Genomic DNA, 17,671 nt, shown 5'->3' with positions numbered 1-17,671 from the left:
GCGCTCCGTTCTCGCGTCGGATCTGTATTCGGTATACAGTATGGAAAAACGCGGGTCAAGGAGCGTTTCCGATGACCGTTGTGCGGCATGGACCACTGGTGGAAGCAATGTCGTGGGAGTCCGCGCGGGCCGTGGCGGAGCGGGCGGCTCGCCCGCTGGAGCCCCTGCCGGTGCCGCTGTCAGAAGCGCTGGGGTGCCGGCTGGCCGAGCCTTTGGCGGCACTGGTGGCCGTGCCGGGCGTGGACGTGGCGGCCATGGACGGCTACGCGGTGGCGGGCGCCGGTCCCTGGCGGGTCGTCGGCCGCGTCCTGGCCGGGGGTGCTGCTTACGAGGGCGCCTTGCGGTCGGGAGAGGGTGTGGAGATCGCCACCGGCGCGCCGGTGCCGGTGGGGACGTCGGCGGTGCTGCCTTATGAGCAGGCGGATGTGGTGCCGCCGCCGGCGCGTGCGGGCGGGGCGCCGCCGGCCGGGCCCGCCGGGGTGCCGCAGATGCGTGATGCCGCCCATCCGGTGTGGGTGGACGGTCCCGCCGAGGCGGGGCGGCACATCCGGCGGCGGGGTGAGGACATCCCCGAGGGCACGGTGGTGCTGGGAGCGGGCGCGGTGGTGACGCCGGTCGCGCTCGGACTCGCCGCCGCCTTGGGCCACGACGCGCTGCTGGTACGGCCCCGGCCGCGGGTGACGGTGCTGGTCACGGGCGACGAGGTCGTGCACGAAGGGCTCCCCGCGCCGGGCCGGGTCCGCGACGCGATCGGCCCCTTCCTGCCGGGCCTGGCGGAGTGGGCGGTAGGCCGCGTCACGGACACGATCCGCCTGTCCGACGGCGCCGCCCCGCTCCGCACCGCACTCACCACCCTGCTCCCCACCGCCCCGCCGCCGTCTGGTGACATCGCCGTCGCTGATGTGATCGTCGTGTGCGGCGCCTCGTCCAAGGGGCCTGCCGATCATCTGCGCGGCGTGCTCGGCGACCTGGGCGCCGACGTGCTCATCGACGGCGTGGCCGTGCGCCCGGGACATCCGCAACTGCTCGCCCGGCTTCCGGGCGGTCCGCTGGTCGTCGGCCTGCCGGGAAACCCGTTCGCGGCGCTCGCCGCATCACTCACCCTGCTCGCCCCGATCCTGCGCGGCCTGGGCGGGGCGGGGGCACGGGCGGGACAGGAACCGGGCGCGCCGACCGCGGCGGCGGGAAGGGAGCCCGGCGCGCCGGGCGGGGTGGCGGGCAAGGAGATGAGTGTGCTGGCTGGGACGGTGCGGGCGCACCCGCGCGACACCCGTCTCGTACCGGTCAGGAGAACGGGCCGGGGGGCCGTGCCCGTGGGGCATGACCGGCCCGGATCCCTCTGGGGAGCGGCGCTGGCGGATGCCCTCGCCGTCGTCCCGCCGGGGTGGACCGGCGAGCGGGTGGAGCTGATCGAGTTGCCCTCAGGGGGCTAGACAGGCCGATCGGGACGGAGTAACCATTGCCTTCATACGGTATGCAGTATGCGGAAGACAGTCGCCGGGAAAGGGTGGCATGATGTCGGAAACGATCTCTGGCGGTCATCTCGTAGCCAAGGCACTCAAGGCCGAGGGCGTGGAAGTGATCTACACGCTCTGCGGCGGCCACATCATCGATATCTACGACGGCTGCGTCGATGAGGGCATCGAGGTCATCGACGTACGCCATGAGCAGGTGGCCGCCCACGCGGCCGACGGGTACGCCCGCATCACCGGCAAGCCCGGCTGCGCGGTCGTCACCGCCGGACCGGGCACGACGGACGCGGTGACCGGCGTGGCCAACGCCTTCCGCGCGGAGAGCCCCATGCTGCTCATCGGCGGCCAGGGCGCGCTGAGCCAGCACAAGATGGGCTCACTGCAGGATCTGCCGCACGTGGACATGATGGCCCCGATCACCAAGTTCGCCGCCACGGTGCCCAGCACGGAAAGAGTGGCGGACATCGTGTCGATGGCCTTCCGCGAGTGCTACCACGGCGCGCCGGGACCGTCGTTCCTGGAGATCCCGCGGGACGTGCTGGACGCGAAGGTTCCCTTGGACAAGGCCCGCATCCCGAAGGCCGGGCACTACCGGGCCTCGACCCGCCAGCAGGGCGATCCCGAGGCGATCGAGCGGCTGGCGGACCTGCTGGCGCACGCGGAGAAGCCGTGCATCCTGCTCGGCAGCCAGGTCTGGACGTGCCGGGCGACCGACGCGGCCATCGACTTCGTACGAAGCCTCAACGTGCCCGCGTACATGAACGGCTCAGGACGCGGCACCCTCCCGCCCGGCGATCCGCACCACTTCCAGCTCAGCCGCAGGTACGCCTTCACCGAGGCCGACCTGATCATCATCGTCGGCACCCCGTTCGACTTCAGGATGGGCTACGGCAAGCGGCTCTCGCCGACCGCGACCGTGGTCCAGATCGACCTTGACTACCGCACTGTCGGCAAAAATCGGGACATCGACCTGGGGGTCGTCGGCGACGCCGGCCTCATCCTCTCCGCCGCGACCCAAGCCGCGAGCGGCCGCATCGAGAACGCCGCCACCAAGCGCAAGGAGTGGATGGACGAGCTGCGTGCCGTCGAGACCCAGGCGTACGAGAAGCGGCTGCCCCGCCAGCTGTCCGGCGCCCAGCCCATCGACCCGTACCGCCTCGTCCACGAGATCAACGAGTTCCTCACCGAGGACACGATCTACATCGGCGACGGCGGCGACATCGTCACCTTCTCCGGGCAGGTGGTCCAGCCCAAGTCGCCCGGTCACTGGATGGACCCGGGACCGCTCGGCACGCTCGGCGTCGGCATGGCCTTCGCGATGGCTGCCAAGCAGGCGCGGCGCGACAAGGAGGTGCTGTGCCTGTTCGGTGACGGCGCCTTCAGCCTGACCGGGTGGGACTTCGAGACCATGGTCCGCTTCGACCTGCCGTTCATCGGCGTCGTCGGCAACAACTCGTCCATGAACCAGATCAGGTACGGCCAGGCCGCCAAGTACGGCGAGGACCGTGCCCGCGTCGGCAACACCCTCGGTGACATCCGCTACGGCGACTTCGCCAAGCTCCTCGGCGGCTACGGCGAGGAGGTGCGCGACCCGGCCGAGATCCGTCCCGCGCTGGAGCGGGCCAGGGAGTCGGGCAAGCCCTCGCTGATCAACGTATGGGTGGATCCGGAGGTCTACGCCCCCGGAACCATGAACCAGACCATGTACAAGTAGGGGAATCTCGACATGAAGGCACTCGAAGGTGTCCGCGTCCTCGACATGACCCACGTCCAGTCCGGCCCGTCCGCCACCCAGCTGCTCGCCTGGCTGGGCGCCGACGTGGTCAAGCTGGAGGCTCCGACCGGCGACATCACCCGGCAGCAGCTGCGCGACGTGCCCGGCGTCGACAGCCTCTACTTCACGATGCTCAACTGCAACAAGCGCAGCATCACCCTCAACATGAAGAGCGAGCGCGGCAAGCAGATCTTCACCGACCTGGTGATGACCGCCGACATCCTGGTGGAGAACTTCGGCCCGGGCGCGGTCGACCGCATGGGCTTTTCCTGGGAGCGCCTCCAGGAGCTCAACCCCCGTCTGATCTACGCCTCGATCAAGGGCTTCGGGCCGGGCCGGTACGCCAAGTTCAAGGCGTACGAGGTGATCGCCCAGGCGATGGGCGGCTCGATGAGCACCACCGGCTTCGAGGAGGGCCCGCCGCTGGCCACCGGCGCCCAGATCGGCGACTCGGGCACCGGCATCCACGCGGTCGCCGGCATCCTGGCCGCCCTCTACCAGCGCGAGCAGACCGGCCGCGGCCAGCGGGTGCAGGTGGCCATGCAGCACGCCGTGCTGAACCTGTGCCGGGTCAAGCTCCGCGACCAGCAGCGGCTGGCGCACGGCCCGTTGCGCGAATACCCGAACAAGACCTTCGGCGACGAGGTGCCCCGCTCGGGCAACGCCAGCGGCGGCGGCCAGCCCGGCTGGGCGGTGCGCTGCGCCCCCGGCGGCCCGAACGACTACATCTACGTCATCGTCCAGCCGGTCGGCTGGAAGCCGATCTCGAGCATCATCGGCCGCCCCGAGCTGGCCGACGACCCCGAATGGGCGACGCCGGAGGCCCGGCTGTCGAAGCTGGACAAGATGTTCCAGCTCATCGAGGAGTGGACGATCCGCCACGACAAGTGGACGGTCCTGGACCGGCTCAACGCCGAGAACATCCCGTGCGGGCCGATCCTGTCCACCAAGGAGTTGGTGGAGGACGCGTCGCTGCGTGACGAGGGCATCGTCGTCACGGTCGACCATCCCCAGCGCGGCGAGTTCGTGACCGTCGGCAGCCCGTTGCAGCTGTCCGACTCGCCGGTCGAGGTCCATACCCCGCCCCTGCTCGGCGAGCACAACCAGGAAATCTACGGCGAGCTCGGCGTGAGCGCCGACGAGCTGGCGGAGCTCAAGTCGAACGGAGTCATCTAGTGATCAGGGACGTACTGGACAAGGCGCTCGCCGAAGGGCGCACCGCCCTGACGGCTCCCGAGGGGCGCAAGCTGTGCGAGGCCTACGGCATCGCCACCCCCGGCGAAGGGCTCGCCACGTCGGCGGCCGAGGCGGCGGAGATCGCCGAGAAGATCGGGCTCCCGGTCGTACTGAAGATCGTCTCGCCCGACATCCTGCACAAGACCGACGCCGGCGGCGTGCTGGTCGGGCTCAAGACCGCCGGGGAAGTACGCGAGGGCTACGACACGATCCTGGCCAACGCCCGCGCCTACAACCCCGACGCCACGATCGACGGCATCCAGGTGCAGCAGCTCGTCGGCGGCGGCCACGAGGTCATCGTCGGCGCCGTCACCGACCCGACCTTCGGCAAGGTCGTCGCCTTCGGCCTGGGCGGTGTCCTCGTTGAAGTACTCAAGGACGTGACCTTCCGGCTTGCCCCGGTTTCGGGTGATGATGCGCTTGGGATGCTGAACGACATCAGGGCAGCAGAGGTGCTTCGTGGGGCCCGTGGTGCCGAGCCGGCCAACCGGGAGGCGCTCGCGGCGCTGATCGAGCGCGTCGGCAGACTGGTGACCGACTTCCCCGAGATCGTCGAGGTCGACCTCAACCCGGTCTTCGCCGACGCGAACGGCGCGGTCGCCGCCGACGTGCGCATCCTCATCGGCGACAAGCCGGCCGAGGTCCGGCGGCTGCCGCGGGAGGAGATCCTGCGGCAGATGACGCGGATCTTCAAGCCGCGCTCGGTCGCCGTGATCGGCGCCTCCGCCGAGACCGGCAAGATCGGCAACTCGGTCATGCGCAACCTCATCAACGGCGGCTACAAGGGCCAGATCTTCCCGATCAACCCGAAGGCCGACGAGATCATGGGGCTGCCCGCGTACAAGAGCATCTCGGACGTGCCCGGCGACGTGGACGTGGCCGTGTTCGCGATCCCGGCCAAGTTCGTCGCGGCGGCGCTGGAGGAGACGGGGAAGAAGGGCGTGGCGGGCGCCGTCATGATCCCGTCCGGGTTCGCCGAGACCGGCAACGTCGAAGGCCAGCAGGAAATCGTGGAGATCGCCAAGCGGCACGGCGTGCGCATGCTCGGCCCGAACATCTACGGCTACTACTACACGCCGGAAAACCTCTGCGCGACGTTCTGCACCCCGTACGACGTCAAGGGCAGCGTGGCGCTGACCTCGCAGAGCGGCGGCATCGGCATGGCCATCCTGGGCTTCAGCCGTACCACCAAGATGGGCGTCTCCGCCATCGTCGGCGTCGGCAACAAGGCCGACGTGGACGAGGACGACCTGCTGACGTTCTTCGAGCAGGACGACAACACCAGGGCCGTGGCCATGCACCTGGAGGACCTCAAGGACGGGCGCGGCTTCGTCGATGCGGCCCGCCGGGTGGTCAAGGAGAAGCCGGTCATCGTGCTCAAGGCCGGGCGTACCGCGATGGGCGCGCGGGCGGCCGGGTCGCACACCGGGGCGCTGGCCGGCGACGACAAGGTCTACGACGACATCCTGCGCCAGGCCGGGGTGGTGCGCGCGCCGGGCCTCAACGACATGCTGGAGTACGCCCGCGCGCTGCCCATCCTGCCCGCGCCCAAGGGCGAGAACGTCGTCATCATCACCGGGGCGGGCGGCTCGGGCGTGCTGCTCTCCGACGCGTGCGTGGACGCCGGACTGACGCTCATGGACATCCCGCCGGACCTGGACGCGGCCTTCCGCGCCTACATTCCGCCGTTCGGCGCGGCCGGCAACCCCATCGACATCACCGGCGGCGAGCCGCCCGCGACGTACGCGAACACGGTCCGGCTCGGCCTGGCCGACGAGCGCATCCACGCGCTCGTCCTGGGCTACTGGCACACGATCGTGACGCCGCCGATGGTCTTCGCCGAGCTGATCGCCCGCGTGGTGGCGGAGGAACGGGCGAAGGGCAACGTCAAGCCGGTCGTGGCGTCGCTGGCCGGCGACACCGAGGTGGAGGAGGCCAGCGAGTACCTGTTCGAGCATGGCGTCGTCGCGTACCCGTACACGACGGAGAAGCCCGTTGCGGTCCTCGGTGCGAAATACCGCTGGGCCAGGGCTGCCGGACTGTTGCGCTAGAGCCAGGCGTAGCAATCAGGCGAGGGGGCTATTCGGGGCAGCGCACGAAAGGCAACAACCCCCCAGGAGGTCCGTAGGTGGACACATCGAACACACCCCCGGTGACGGCAACGCCGCCGGTCGAGGATCAACGAGTATGGAAAGCGGGCCGGCTCGAGCCGATGCCCATCAGGAAGCTCCCGGACGCACCACCCTCGGTGCACATTCTCGGGCCGACGGTCTTCCTCGTCGCGCTGGGCGTGGGCATGGGCGAGTCGTACATGTGGCCCAGGCTGGTGCTGCTGTTCGGGCCCGAGATCAGGTGGCTGTTCCTGATCGGGGTGACGCTGCAGGCCGTGGTCATGCTGGAGATGGCGCGCTACGCCATGGCCACGGGGGAGAGCATCTTCTCCGGCGCGGCCCGCGTGTTCAAGCCGCTGATGTGGTTCTTCTTCATCGTGGCGATCGCCGTCTACATCTGGCCGGGACACCTGTCGGCGGGTGCGGCGGCGTTCGAGCAGATCACCGGGATCCCCTGGATGGTGACCGCGATCATCGGGCTGGTCCTGGTCGGCGTGGTCTTCAGCCTGGCCAAGGTGATCTACAACGTGCTGGAGAACGTGCTGTCGCTGCTCATCGGCACGCTCGTGCTCGGCACGGCGGTGGTCGCGGCCATGGTCGGCTCCTGGGCGGACGTGGTCTCCACGATCACCGGCATGTTCTCCATCGGCTACCTGCCGCCTGAGGCCATGTCGGCGGCCTGGTTCCCGGTGATCGTGGGGGCGTGCGCGTTCGCGGGACCCTCGGGCATGCAGCAGATGTGGTACACGCTGCACCTGCGTGACTCCGGGGCCGGCATGGGCGCGCATATCCCGAAGGTGCGCGGGTTGCGGCACGCGGGCGAGGAAGAGGCCATGCCCTCGCGCGGCTTCATGTTCGACACCGAGGACCCGGCCGAGATGGCCAAGTGGCGGGGCTGGCGGCGCTGGGTCACCTTCGACGCCCTGCTGCTGTTCTGGGGCATCACCATGCTGGTCACGATCTCCTTCACGGTGATCGCGCAGGCGGCGGTGCGGCAGAACCCGGGCGTGCAGGACGTCATCAGGAACGAGGACCGGGAGGTCGCGCTCACCGCCATGGCCGACGCCGTCTCCTCGGCCGGCAGCTCGGTGCTCGGCGCGGTCTTCCTCGGGTTCATCGCGCTGATCGGGTTGAACGCGACGCTGGGGCTGTTCGACTCCTTCTCCCGTGGCCAGGCCGACATGACCTACAACTTCGTCCCGGGGGCGAAGAAGCTGCGTATGTCGCATCTGTACGCGGGCTTCCTCTGGGGCGTGATCATATTCGGCATCCTCATCCTGCTGTTCGGCCCGGCCGACGGACCGAGCGGGATCCTGGACACGCTGGCGTTCCTGTCGACGTTCGCGATGGGCGCGTACTGCGTGACGCTGCTGCTGGTGAACAACCGCATGTTGCCCAAAGCGATCCGGCCCAAGTGGTGGACCAACGTGATCATCGGGTTCGGCGCGGTGTTCTACCTCGGGATGCTGTTCTACAGCCTCTTCGCCTTCGGCGTGGTCGTGGGCTGATGGACGGACGGCACAGCCTCGAGCTCGCCCTGCCCGGGGCGTCCATCGGAGCCGTCGCCGGTGCCATGGCCGGTGGGCTGACCCTGTTCGCGGGGGCGCCCACCGGTATGGCCACGCTGTCGGCCCTCGCGCTCGCCGTGCCGCTCGCCCTCTTCGGCGGGATGCACGGCGTGCTCCTCGGCCACGGCGTGCTCCGGCCGGGCACCTTCGGCCCCGCGGGCCTGTACTGGATGGCGGCCTTCCCCCTGTCCCGGCTGGTCCAGGAGAGCCTGACCGGGATCGGCCTGGCCGACGGCGTGTTCGGCTTCCTCGCCTACCAGGCGATGGTGGCTCTCGGATTCGCCATCGGCTTCGTCTGGCTGCACGAACGCCTCATGCCGTACTGGCTGCTGCGCCGCGCGGGCGTCAACCCGCGCGCCGAGTTGCTGCTCGGTTCCTACGTGCGGCACGCCGAGGCACTGCGCGCGAGGAAGGGAGCCCGGCGTTGAACCTGCCCGTCTGGGTCTGGCTGGCCACGATAGGCGGCTTCGGTCTCATCCTCGCGTTCGACTTCTGGCTGGTGGCACGCAACCCGCGCGAGCCCTCCTTCAAGGAGTGCGTGGGCTGGGTGTCGTTCTACGTCGGCCTGGCCGTGGCGTTCGGCATCGGTCTGCTGGCGCTCTCCGGTCCGTCGCACGGCGGGGAGTTCTTCGCCGGCTGGATCACCGAGTATTCGCTCAGCGTGGACAACCTCTTCGTGTTCCTGTTGATCATGAGCCGGTTCCGCGTGCCACGGCAGTATCGCCAGAAGGTGCTGCTCATCGGCATCGTCCTGGCGCTGCTCATGCGGGGCGCGTTCATCGCGGCAGGAGCGGAGGCGGTCACCAGGTTCGACTGGTTGTTCTACGTGTTCGGCGCCTTCCTCGTCTACACCGCGTGGAAGCTGATCGGTCACGAGGACGAGGAGGCGGAGTTCTCCGAGAACATCGCCCTGCGCACGGTGCGCCGGGTGCTCCCGACCACGGACACCTACCACGGCGCCCGCCTCACCGTGCACCTCGGACGCAGGATGGTGACCCCGATGCTGATCGTGATGGTCGCCATCGGGACCACCGACCTGCTGTTCGCGCTCGACTCCATCCCGGCCATCTTCGGGCTCACCAAGGAGCCCTATCTGGTCTTCACCGCCAACGCCTTCGCCCTCATGGGGCTGCGGCAGCTCTTCTTCCTCATCGGCGGGCTGCTGGACCGGCTCGTCTATCTGAGCAAGGGGCTGTCGGTGGTGCTGGCCTTCATCGGGGTGAAGCTGATCCTGGAGGCGCTGCACCACGACGGCGTGTCGTGGGCGCCGGAGATCCCGATCCTGGTGTCTCTCGGCGTCATCGTCGGCACCCTCGCCGTCACCACGGTGCTGAGCCTGCTCAAGTCGGCCCGCGACGCGAAGAAGGTGAAAGAACCGGCGCCGGCGGAGCGCTGACCACGCCGCGGTGGGGGTGCCGAGTCGGCCCCTGCCGCGGCTCGGCACGTGGGTACGGCACCCGCTCTGGTGCTGTGCTCGCGTGGGTGCTGCGCTTGCGGGGATACGGCGCTCGCGTGGGTACAGCGCCGGCTTCGTACGGTGCCGCTGTCGCGTGCGGCGGCTCAGTGCCGCGGGGTCTTGCGCACGTCGTGCTCGCTGGCCCATTGCCGCAGGTAGCGCTCGGCGTCGTCGGCCGAGTAGTGCTTCTTGAGCGCCGCGCTCAGGCCGACGCCGATCGCCCGGCCGTCTGCCGACTGGCCCAGAGGATCACCAAGGAGAAAGCGGAAGAACGCCTTCATGGTCGTGCACCTCCTATCCGTGCTGCTCCCCATCCTCTGCCCGAGGTGTTTCGGAGCATGTCGATTACTGTGAACATCAGGTCATCCCGCGGTGCGGCGGCGCCGGCGCACGGGCTGGGGCGCGGGCTGGGCGGGCTCGTTCTCCCGCTGCTCCATGTACGAGGCGCGGGTGTGCTCGGTGTGCTCCCGCATGATCTTCGCCGCACGGCGCTCGTCGCCCGCCTCGATGGCGTCGATCAGTGCCGTGTGCTCCTCCCAGGAGGTCATGCCGCGCTGTCTGGCCACCGGCGTGTGGTACCACCGCACCCGCCTGGCCACCTGGCTGGCCAGCTCGGCGAGCACCTTGTTGCCCGACAGCGCGGTCACCAGGGCGTGCAGCTCCGAGTTGGTCGCCACGGCGGCATCGACGTCGTCGGACTCGACCGCCGCGATGCCCCGCGCGCACAGGGCGCGCAGCCGCTGCACGCCGTGCTCGCCCGCGTGCTTGGCGGCGAGCCTGGCGGACTCGGTCTCCAGCAGCGCGCGCACCGCGAGCAGCTGGTCGGCCTCCTCTACCGTGGGAACGTGCACGAACGCGCCCTGGCCCGGGTGGAGGTCCACCCAGCCCTCGCCGCTGAGCTGCTGCAGCGCCTCGCGGACCGGCTGCCTCGACACCCCCAGCACGCCGGCCAGCTCGCTCTCGACGAGATGCTGGCCGGGCTTGAGCTGGCCGGAGACGATGAGTTCCTGGATGGCCTCGATGACGCTCTCCCGGAGCGTGGCGGGGCGGGGAATCTTGGCGGCCGCCGTCTGACCGGCCTGATCCGACAGCAACATGGGCACGTCTCCAGGGGCTGCGTGTAACTGTTTTTCGTCGACTGCCTACAGCATACCGTTCACTGGGTGAACCCGGCCCGTGAACCTCGTCACAAGGGCCTCGTCACAACGGGATCGTGGCGGGCCTGCCGGGGATGCGCAGCCGCGGCGTGGCCAGAGCGGGCAGCGCGGCGAGCGCGGCGGCGGTCAGCAGCGCCTCGACGGGGGCGACGAGGGCGACCAGGGCGAGGACGACGGCCACGACTCCCGCCACGGCCTTCGCGCTGTAGACCACCGCGTGGATCTCGCTGGCCCGCTCCACGCCGAAGAACTCGCGCACCAGGCTGGCGACCAGCGGGTAGAAGGCCCCGCCCCCGAACCCCGCGGCGACGACACCGAGCCACAGCAGCAACCCGCCGCCCGACGCGCCGGCTGCCGCTTCGCCGGCCATGGAGACGCCGGTCGGCAATGAGCCGGCTGTGGAGACGCCGCTTGAGGAGTCGGTGTGCACGGCGGCGGCCGCCAGCAGGGCCTGGCCGATGGCGAGGGCGGTCAGGACGGCGGCGAGCACCCGTCTGCGGCCGAACAGCTCCGAGCAGCGCATGGCCACCGACCGGCTCCCGCCGTTGAGCGCCACCAGCAGGGCCAGCGCGCCCCACGACCCGGTGCCCGCGACCACGATCACGTCGAACACCGACACCGCGCCCGCGCACGTCAGGATCAGGGCGAGCGCGGGGAGCGTGCGCGTGCGGAGCGCCTGACCCAGCCCGAACTCCCGGGCCGCCTCGGGTGTCCTGCGCAGCCGGGCCGCGTCCAGTGCGTGCGAGCGCGGGTCCAGGTCCTCGGGCCACCACAGGGCCGCCGGCAGCCGCAGGTGACGGGCGGCGGCCGCGATGACGCCCACGGCGACGGCCGCGGCGACCAGGAAGGCGGTCGAGGTGGCGGCCGGGTCGATCCCGGCCCAGACCAGCAGGGGCACGGCCCCGTACCCGAAGGCGCCGGTGATCAGGCCGACCCGGGCGGCCGGCCGCTCCGGGTACCAGGAGGCGACGACCTCGCCGCACACCCCGTAGACCAGGCCCGCGCCCAGCCCGCCGAGCAGCGCGTACCCGACGAGGGCGGCCGGGCCGGGGCCGGTGAGGGCCGCCGTGGCCAGGCCGAGGCCGCTCAGTGCGGCCCCCGCGGCCAGCGCGGTGCGTACGCTCAGGCGGCCGCGCCGTACCCCGTGCAGCGCGGGCAGCGCGCCCGCGGCCTGGCAGGCGATCCAGACGGCCAGCAGGGTCAGGCCGCCGGCCTGCTGGGCGAGGAGCGCGGCGTAGCCGTACTGGAGCGGGCTGATCGCCGCCATCGCCGCCCAGGCCAGCCAGAACATGCGGGTGCGGTCGGCGGGGACGGGTCCGGGGAGGTACGCGCGGCCACGCCAATCTCGGATTGCATTCTCCATACTGTATGGAATATCCAGAAGACGGACGCCTGTCGAGACCCTAGACGAAGGATACTCCATACGGTATACCGTAGACAAAAGGAGGCTCGCATGGACCTGTACGAGTATCAGGCGAAGGAGCTCTTCGGGCGTCACGGGATCCCGGTCCCGGCAGGCAGGATCGCGGCCACCCCGGGCGAGGCCCGCGCGATCGCGGCGGAACTGAACACGCCCGTTGTCATCAAAGCCCAGGTGAAGACCGGTGGACGCGGCAAAGCGGGCGGGATCAGGCCGGCGGCGGGACCGGTCTCCGCCGAGCAGGAGGCCGCCCGTGTGCTCGGGATGGACATCAAGGGACACCTCGCGCGCCGCGTCCTGGTCGAGGCCGCGACCGTGCCGTTCGAGGAGTACTACGCGGCCTTCCTGGTGGACCGCGCCGAGGGCGGTTTCCTGGCGATGGTGTCCGGCCAGGGCGGCATGGAGATCGAGGAACTGGCGGCCACCGACCCCGACGCCATCGTGCGGCTGCCGGTCGACCCGGTGACAGGGGTGGACGCGGACGTGGCGCGGCTGCTGGCCGCCAAGGCGGGCCTGCCCGAGCAGGCGGCCGAGGTGCTGGAGAGGCTGTGGCGGGTGCTGGTCGCAGAGGACGCGCTGCTCGTCGAGGTCAACCCGCTGATCTGCACCACCGATCAGCGGATCGTGGCGCTCGACGGCAAGGTCACCCTCGACGACAACGCGCACTTCCGCCACTCCTGGGAGTACGCGGAACCGGCTGACGGCTTGGAGGACCGGGCCAGGGCCAAGGGACTGAACTACGTCAAACTGGACGGCCGGGTGGGCGTCGTCGGCAACGGTGCGGGCCTGGTCATGAGCACGCTGGACGTGGTCGCCGGAGCGGGCGCCGCCCCCGCGAACTTCCTGGACATCGGCGGCGGCGCGTCCGCCCAGGTCATGGCCGACGGCCTGGAGATCATCCTGGCCGACCCCGACGTGCGCTCGGTGCTGGTCAACGTCTTCGGCGGCATCACGACCTGCGACGCGGTGGCCAACGGCATCGTCACCGCACTCGAACTCCTCGGCGAGCGCGGCCGCGGCAGGCCCATCGTCGTACGGCTGGACGGCAACAACGCCGAGGTGGGGCGGCGCATCCTCAGCGACGCCCGGCACCCGGCCGTCCGCCAGGTCTCCACCATGGACGGCGCCGCCGAGATGGCGGCCAGACTCGCGGCAGGTGCGTGAGATGGCGATCTTTCTGACCAAGGACAGCCGGGTGCTCGTACAAGGCATGACCGGCGCGGAAGGCACCAGGCACACGGCCCGCATGCTCGCCGCGGGGACCGACGTCGTGGCCGGGGTGACCCCGGGCAAGGGCGGGCGGTCGGTGGACTTCGGCGAGCGTACGGTGCCGGTGTTCGGCTCGGTGGCCGAGGCGGCGGAGGAGACCGGGGCCGACGTCTCGGTGGTCTTCGTGCCGCCCCGATTCACCGGCGCCGCCGTGGAGGAGGCCGTGGCGGCGGGCGTGCCGCTGTGCGTGGTCATCACCGAGGGCGTCCCCGTCCACGACGCGGTGCGCTTCCGCGCCCGCGCGAACGGCCGTACCAGGATCATCGGCCCCAACTGTCCCGGACTGATCAGCCCCGGGCAGTCCTCGGCCGGGATCATCCCCGCCGACATCACCTCGGCCGGGCGCATCGGGCTGGTGTCGAAGTCGGGGACGCTGACGTACCAGCTCATGTACGAGCTGCGCGACCTCGGCTTCTCCACCGCTGTCGGCATCGGCGGCGACCCGGTCGTCGGGACCACCCACATCGACTGCCTGCAGGCGTTCCAGGACGACCCGGGCACCGACGCGATCGTGATGATCGGCGAGATCGGCGGCGACGCCGAGGAGCGGGCCGCCGCCTACATCGCCGGGCACGTCACCAAGCCGGTAGTCGCCTACGTGGCCGGGTTCACCGCGCCGGAGGGCAAGACCATGGGACACGCGGGCGCGATCGTGTCCGGCTCGTCCGGCACCGCCCAGGCCAAGAAGGAGGCCCTGGAGGCGGCCGGGGTCAGGGTCGGCAGGACCCCGTCGGAAACGGCCCGTCTCATGCGCTCGGCGTCGGGCGGCCGAGCCCGCCGAACGGAGTGAGGCCATGAACACGTTCGACGTCAACCTGTCCATCCTGTTCACGGATTTGCCGCTGCTGGAGCGGCCCGCCGCGGCGGCCAAGAACGGGTTCGACGCCGTCGAGCTGTGGTGGCCGTTCGACGGCCCGGACCCGTCGGGCGCGGAGCTGACGGCGCTGCGGCAGGCCATCGAGGACGCCGGGGTGCGTCTGGTCGCACTGAACTTCGACGCGGGCGACATGGCCGCCGGCGAGCGCGGCCTGCTGGCCAGGCCGGTCGGCTCCGCCCGGTTCCGGACGAACATCGACGCCGCTGTACGGCTGGCCGGCGAGCTGGGCTGCGGGGTGCTGAACGCCCTGTACGGCAACGGCCCGGACACCGACAGGGACCTGGCCGTGGCGAACCTGCGGAGGGCGGCGGACGCGGCGGCCGGCATCGGCGCGACCGTGGTCGTCGAGGCCCTCAACTCCCACGAGAACCCGAAATATCCGATCACGTCGTCGCAGGCGGCGTTCGACCTGATCGACGAGGTGGACAGGGAGAACGTGGCCTTCCTGGCCGACCTCTACCACCTGCACCGGATGGGCGAGGACGTGCCGGCGCTCATCGACGGGCACTGCGCGCGGTTCGGCCACGTGCAGATCGCCGACGACCCCGGCAGGGGGCGGCCTGGGAGCGGGCGCATGCCGTACCAGGAGATCTTCGCGCGGCTGGCAGCCGCGGGCTATCGCGGCCATGTCGGCCTGGAGTACCGGCACGCGGGGCCGGGCGCGTTCGACTGGAGGGACTCATGAACATCGGGTTCGTCGGCTTGGGGATCATGGGCAGCCCGATGGCGGCCAACCTCCTCAAAGCCGGACATGTCGTGACCGGTTATGACGTGAGTGCCGAGCGCGTCGAGCAACTCGCCGGCCTGGGCGGCAAGGGCGCGTCGAGCGTGGTCGAGGCGGTCGGCGGCGCGGACGTGGTGATCACGATGCTGCCCGACTCGCCCCAGGTGGAGGAGGTCGCGCCGCTGGTCATCGAGTACGGCCGGCCGAACCTGGTCTACATCGACATGAGCACGATCAGGCCCGAGACCTCCCGCTGGGTGGCACGCGAGGCGGCGGCCGCGGGCGTACGGGCGCTGGACGCCCCGGTCAGCGGCGGCGAGCGCGGCGCGATCGACGGCACGCTCTCGATCATGGTGGGCGGGGCGCCCGAGGACGTCGAGGCGGGCCGGCCGATCCTCGGGATCCTCGGCACGACCGTGGTCCACGTCGGCCCCGCCGGCGCCGGGCAGACGGTGAAGGCGGCCAACCAGCTCGTCGTCGGCGGCATCTACGGGCTGGTGTCGGAGGCGATCGTGCTGCTCGAGGCGTCCGGCGTGGACGCGACGGCCGGGCTCGACGTGCTCGCGGGCGGCCTGGCCGGTTCCAGGATCCTCGAGCTCAAGCGGCACACCATGGTCAAGCGCGAGTTCACCCCCGGGTTCCGCATCGACCTGCACCACAAGGACATGGGCATCGCCGTCGCCGCCGCCCGCGAGGCCGGGGTCAGCCTGCCGCTGACCGGGCAGGTCGCCCAGCTCGTGGCCGCGGCCAGGGCGCAGGGCCACGGCTCGCTCGACCACTCCGCCCTGCTCAAGGTGATCGAAAGGCTCAATACGTGAACGAGCGAAGCGAGCGAACCACAAGCACAGCAACCTCGGTTTTCGCAGGCGGCGAAAGAGCCCGCGGAAACCGGATTCCGTGCATGGAGGCCGTGGTGGCGGTGCTGGAGTCGGAGGGGGTGGACACCGTCTTCGGCATCCCGGGGGCGGCCATCCTGCCGCTCTACGCCGCGCTCCAGCACAGCTCGATCCGCCACATCACGGTGCGCCACGAGGAGGGCGGCACCCACGCGGCCGACGGCTGGGCAAGGGTGACCGGCAACGTCGGCGTCTGCATCGGCACCTCCGGCCCCGCCGGCACCAACATGATCACCGGCCTCTACACCGCGCTGGCCGACTCGATCCCGATGATCTGCGTCACGGGGCAGGCCGTCTCCTCCAAGCTGCATCAGGAGGCGTTCCAGGCGGTCGACATCGTGGAGATCGCCCGGCCGGTGACCAAGTGGGCGGTGCAGCTCAAGGAGCCCGCCCAGGCGCCGTGGGTGTTCAGGGAGGCGTTCCGGATCGCCCGCTCGGGGCGGCCCGGCCCGGTGCTCATCGACCTGCCGATCGACGTGCAGCGCGGCACCTGTCTGTACGACCGGGACGTGGACGCGCCGCTGCCCGTCGAGGTGCCCGGACCGCTGCCCCGTGCCGTGCGCAAGGCCGTCGGCCTGCTGACGGAGGCCAAGCGGCCGATCATCCTGGCCGGCGGCGGCGTGATCATCGCCGACGCGAGCGAGGAACTGCGCGAGCTCGCCGAGCACCTCCAGATCCCGGTGCAGGTGACGCTCATGGGCAAGGGCGCCTTCCCCGAGGACCACCCGCTGTTCGCCGGCATGGCCGGCATCCAGACCCAGACCCGGTGGGGCAACGCCGCATTCCTCGCCAGCGACCTGGTGCTGGCCGTGGGCGCCAGGTTCGGCGACCGGCACACCGGCGACCTGGACGTCTACCGCCGGGGACGGACGTTCATCCACGCCGACATCGAGCCCACGCAGATCGGCCGGGTCTTCGAACCCGACCTCGGGATCGTCGGCCACGCCCGGCCGGTGCTGACGGAGCTGCTCGCCGAGGCACGCAGCCGCAGCGAGCCGCGGGAGCCGGGCAAATGGGTGCGCAAGGTCGCCGACCTGCGCCGCACCATGGGCCGCCGGGACGACTTCGACGACGTGCCGATCAAGCCGCCGCGGGTGTTCAAGGAGATCAACGAGTTCTTCGGCCGGGACACCACGTTCGTCACCGCCATCGGGCTCTACCAGATCTGGTCGGGCCAGTTCCAGACGACCTACCTGCCGCGCCGCTACCTGGTCTGCGGGCAGGCCGGGCCGCTGGGCTGGGAGGTGCCGGCGGCCATGGGCGTCAAGTGCGCCCATCCCGAGCGGCAGGTCGTGGCCGTGGTGGGCGACTACTCCTTCCAGTTCCTGATGGAGGAGATCGCGGTGGCGGCGCAGTACCGGATCCCGTTCGTCATCGTCATGATCAACAACGAGTATCTGGGGCTCATCAGGCAGGCCGAGATCCCGTACGGCATGAACTACGCCGTGGACCTGCACTACGGGGAAGGCGGCATCGACCATGTCAAGGCCATGGAGGCGTTCGGCTGCCCGGCGCGCCGAGTGGAGCTGCCCGGCGACATCCGCGACGCGCTGGCCTGGGCGACCGCCGAGTCGGCGCGGGAACGGCTGCCTGTGCTGGTGGAGGTGATGGTGGAGCGCGAGGCCAACGCCGCCATGGGCCCCTCGCTGGAGGCGATCAAGGAGTTCGAGCCGCTGCCCGAGCTCATCACCGCGGACTGGTCCGACTGAGG

General features: G+C 70.7%; 15 protein-coding genes. 12 read left to right on the top strand and 3 right to left on the bottom strand.

Translation table 11 applies throughout. From position 1 onward, the window contains the following. Positions 1-71: 71 nt before the first annotated feature. The 7 genes from ACTMTI_RS07255 (at position 72) to ACTMTI_RS07225 (ending at position 9,557) form a co-directional block, all read left to right on the top strand. Positions 72-1,433: a molybdopterin molybdotransferase MoeA gene (locus ACTMTI_RS07255; RefSeq protein WP_441118996.1), complete on the top strand. Its 1,362-nt coding sequence runs from the start codon at positions 72-74 to the stop codon at positions 1,431-1,433. Positions 1,434-1,512: 79 nt separating this feature from the next. Continuing rightward, a complete protein-coding gene (locus ACTMTI_RS07250) occupies positions 1,513-3,186 on the top strand; it encodes a thiamine pyrophosphate-binding protein (RefSeq protein ID WP_441118994.1) in 1,674 nt (557 codons plus the stop codon). Positions 3,187-3,198: 12 nt separating this feature from the next. Next, on the top strand, positions 3,199-4,422 hold the full coding sequence (frc, locus tag ACTMTI_RS07245) for a formyl-CoA transferase (protein ID WP_441118993.1): 1,224 nt from the start codon (positions 3,199-3,201) through the stop codon (positions 4,420-4,422). Next, positions 4,422-6,533, top strand: coding sequence for an acetate--CoA ligase family protein (locus ACTMTI_RS07240; RefSeq protein WP_441118991.1), 2,112 nt, complete (start codon positions 4,422-4,424; stop codon positions 6,531-6,533). Before frc ends, ACTMTI_RS07240 begins: the two co-directional genes overlap by 1 nt. 77 nt (positions 6,534-6,610) lie before the next feature. Then, the gene (locus ACTMTI_RS07235; RefSeq protein WP_441118990.1) at positions 6,611-8,101 is read left to right on the top strand and encodes an Nramp family divalent metal transporter; all 1,491 of its coding nucleotides are present in this window, start codon (positions 6,611-6,613) and stop codon (positions 8,099-8,101) included. Further along, complete coding sequence (locus ACTMTI_RS07230; RefSeq protein WP_441118988.1) at positions 8,101-8,589, top strand: hypothetical protein; 489 nt, start codon at positions 8,101-8,103, stop codon at positions 8,587-8,589. The genes ACTMTI_RS07235 and ACTMTI_RS07230 overlap by 1 nt, the downstream gene beginning before the upstream one ends. Further along, positions 8,586-9,557, top strand: coding sequence for a TerC family protein (locus tag ACTMTI_RS07225; RefSeq protein WP_441118987.1), 972 nt, complete (start codon positions 8,586-8,588; stop codon positions 9,555-9,557). The genes ACTMTI_RS07230 and ACTMTI_RS07225 overlap by 4 nt, the downstream gene beginning before the upstream one ends. Positions 9,558-9,721: 164 nt before the next feature. Here ACTMTI_RS07225 and ACTMTI_RS07220 read toward each other — a convergent pair whose 3' ends face one another. The 3 genes from ACTMTI_RS07220 to ACTMTI_RS07210 all read right to left on the bottom strand — a co-directional run bounded on the left by ACTMTI_RS07220 (position 9,722) and on the right by ACTMTI_RS07210 (position 12,137). Next, entirely contained in the window at positions 9,722-9,898 is a 177-nt protein-coding gene (locus tag ACTMTI_RS07220; RefSeq protein ID WP_441118985.1) for a hypothetical protein, read from the bottom strand. 81 nt (positions 9,899-9,979) lie between these two features. Next, positions 9,980-10,714 (bottom strand): GntR family transcriptional regulator, encoded by a 735-nt coding sequence (locus tag ACTMTI_RS07215; RefSeq protein ID WP_441118983.1) that lies wholly within the window; start codon positions 10,712-10,714, stop codon positions 9,980-9,982. Between the two features lie 103 nt (positions 10,715-10,817). Then, complete coding sequence (locus ACTMTI_RS07210) at positions 10,818-12,137, bottom strand: hypothetical protein (protein ID WP_441118982.1); 1,320 nt, start codon at positions 12,135-12,137, stop codon at positions 10,818-10,820. Between the two features lie 90 nt (positions 12,138-12,227). Here ACTMTI_RS07210 and sucC point away from each other — a divergent pair, with 90 nt between their 5' ends. The 5 genes from sucC (at position 12,228) to gcl (ending at position 17,669) form a co-directional block, all read left to right on the top strand. Next, entirely contained in the window at positions 12,228-13,358 is a 1,131-nt protein-coding gene (gene sucC, locus ACTMTI_RS07205) for an ADP-forming succinate--CoA ligase subunit beta (protein ID WP_441118981.1), read from the top strand. Between the two features lies 1 nt (position 13,359). After that, entirely contained in the window at positions 13,360-14,253 is an 894-nt protein-coding gene (sucD, locus tag ACTMTI_RS07200) for a succinate--CoA ligase subunit alpha (RefSeq protein ID WP_441118979.1), read from the top strand. Positions 14,254-14,257: 4 nt separating this feature from the next. Then, positions 14,258-15,025: a hydroxypyruvate isomerase family protein gene (locus ACTMTI_RS07195; RefSeq protein ID WP_441118978.1), complete on the top strand. Its 768-nt coding sequence runs from the start codon at positions 14,258-14,260 to the stop codon at positions 15,023-15,025. Next, entirely contained in the window at positions 15,022-15,882 is an 861-nt protein-coding gene (locus ACTMTI_RS07190; protein ID WP_441118976.1) for an NAD(P)-dependent oxidoreductase, read from the top strand. Before ACTMTI_RS07195 ends, ACTMTI_RS07190 begins: the two co-directional genes overlap by 4 nt. 83 nt (positions 15,883-15,965) lie before the next feature. Next, positions 15,966-17,669, top strand: a complete 1,704-nt coding sequence (gcl, locus tag ACTMTI_RS07185; protein WP_441118975.1) for a glyoxylate carboligase — start codon at positions 15,966-15,968, stop codon at positions 17,667-17,669. The last annotated feature ends 2 nt before the right edge of the window (positions 17,670-17,671 follow it).

The organism is Nonomuraea sp. H19 (assembly GCF_052068215.1).
In the GTDB taxonomy this organism is placed as follows: Bacteria; Actinomycetota; Actinomycetes; order Streptosporangiales; family Streptosporangiaceae; genus Nonomuraea.
This window is presented reverse-complemented; position numbering and strand designations above follow the sequence as displayed.

Bases quoted from the DNA above. Each gene is read 5' to 3' on its own strand.
- sucD (WP_441118979.1), top strand. From the start codon at position 13,360: ATGGCGATCTTTCTGACCAAGGACAGCCGGGTGCTCGTACAAGGCATG.
- ACTMTI_RS07190 (WP_441118976.1), top strand. From the start codon at position 15,022: ATGAACATCGGGTTCGTCGGCTTGGGGATCATGGGCAGCCCGATGGCG.
- ACTMTI_RS07195 (WP_441118978.1), top strand. From the start codon at position 14,258: ATGAACACGTTCGACGTCAACCTGTCCATCCTGTTCACGGATTTGCCG.
- ACTMTI_RS07230 (WP_441118988.1), top strand. From the start codon at position 8,101: ATGGACGGACGGCACAGCCTCGAGCTCGCCCTGCCCGGGGCGTCCATC.
- frc (WP_441118993.1), top strand. From the start codon at position 3,199: ATGAAGGCACTCGAAGGTGTCCGCGTCCTCGACATGACCCACGTCCAG.
- ACTMTI_RS07215 (WP_441118983.1), bottom strand. From the start codon at position 10,714: ATGTTGCTGTCGGATCAGGCCGGTCAGACGGCGGCCGCCAAGATTCCC.
- sucC (WP_441118981.1), top strand. From the start codon at position 12,228: ATGGACCTGTACGAGTATCAGGCGAAGGAGCTCTTCGGGCGTCACGGG.
- ACTMTI_RS07210 (WP_441118982.1), bottom strand. From the start codon at position 12,137: ATGGAGAATGCAATCCGAGATTGGCGTGGCCGCGCGTACCTCCCCGGA.
- ACTMTI_RS07250 (WP_441118994.1), top strand. From the start codon at position 1,513: ATGATGTCGGAAACGATCTCTGGCGGTCATCTCGTAGCCAAGGCACTC.
- gcl (WP_441118975.1), top strand. From the start codon at position 15,966: ATGGAGGCCGTGGTGGCGGTGCTGGAGTCGGAGGGGGTGGACACCGTC.
- ACTMTI_RS07220 (WP_441118985.1), bottom strand. From the start codon at position 9,898: ATGAAGGCGTTCTTCCGCTTTCTCCTTGGTGATCCTCTGGGCCAGTCG.
- ACTMTI_RS07255 (WP_441118996.1), top strand. From the start codon at position 72: ATGACCGTTGTGCGGCATGGACCACTGGTGGAAGCAATGTCGTGGGAG.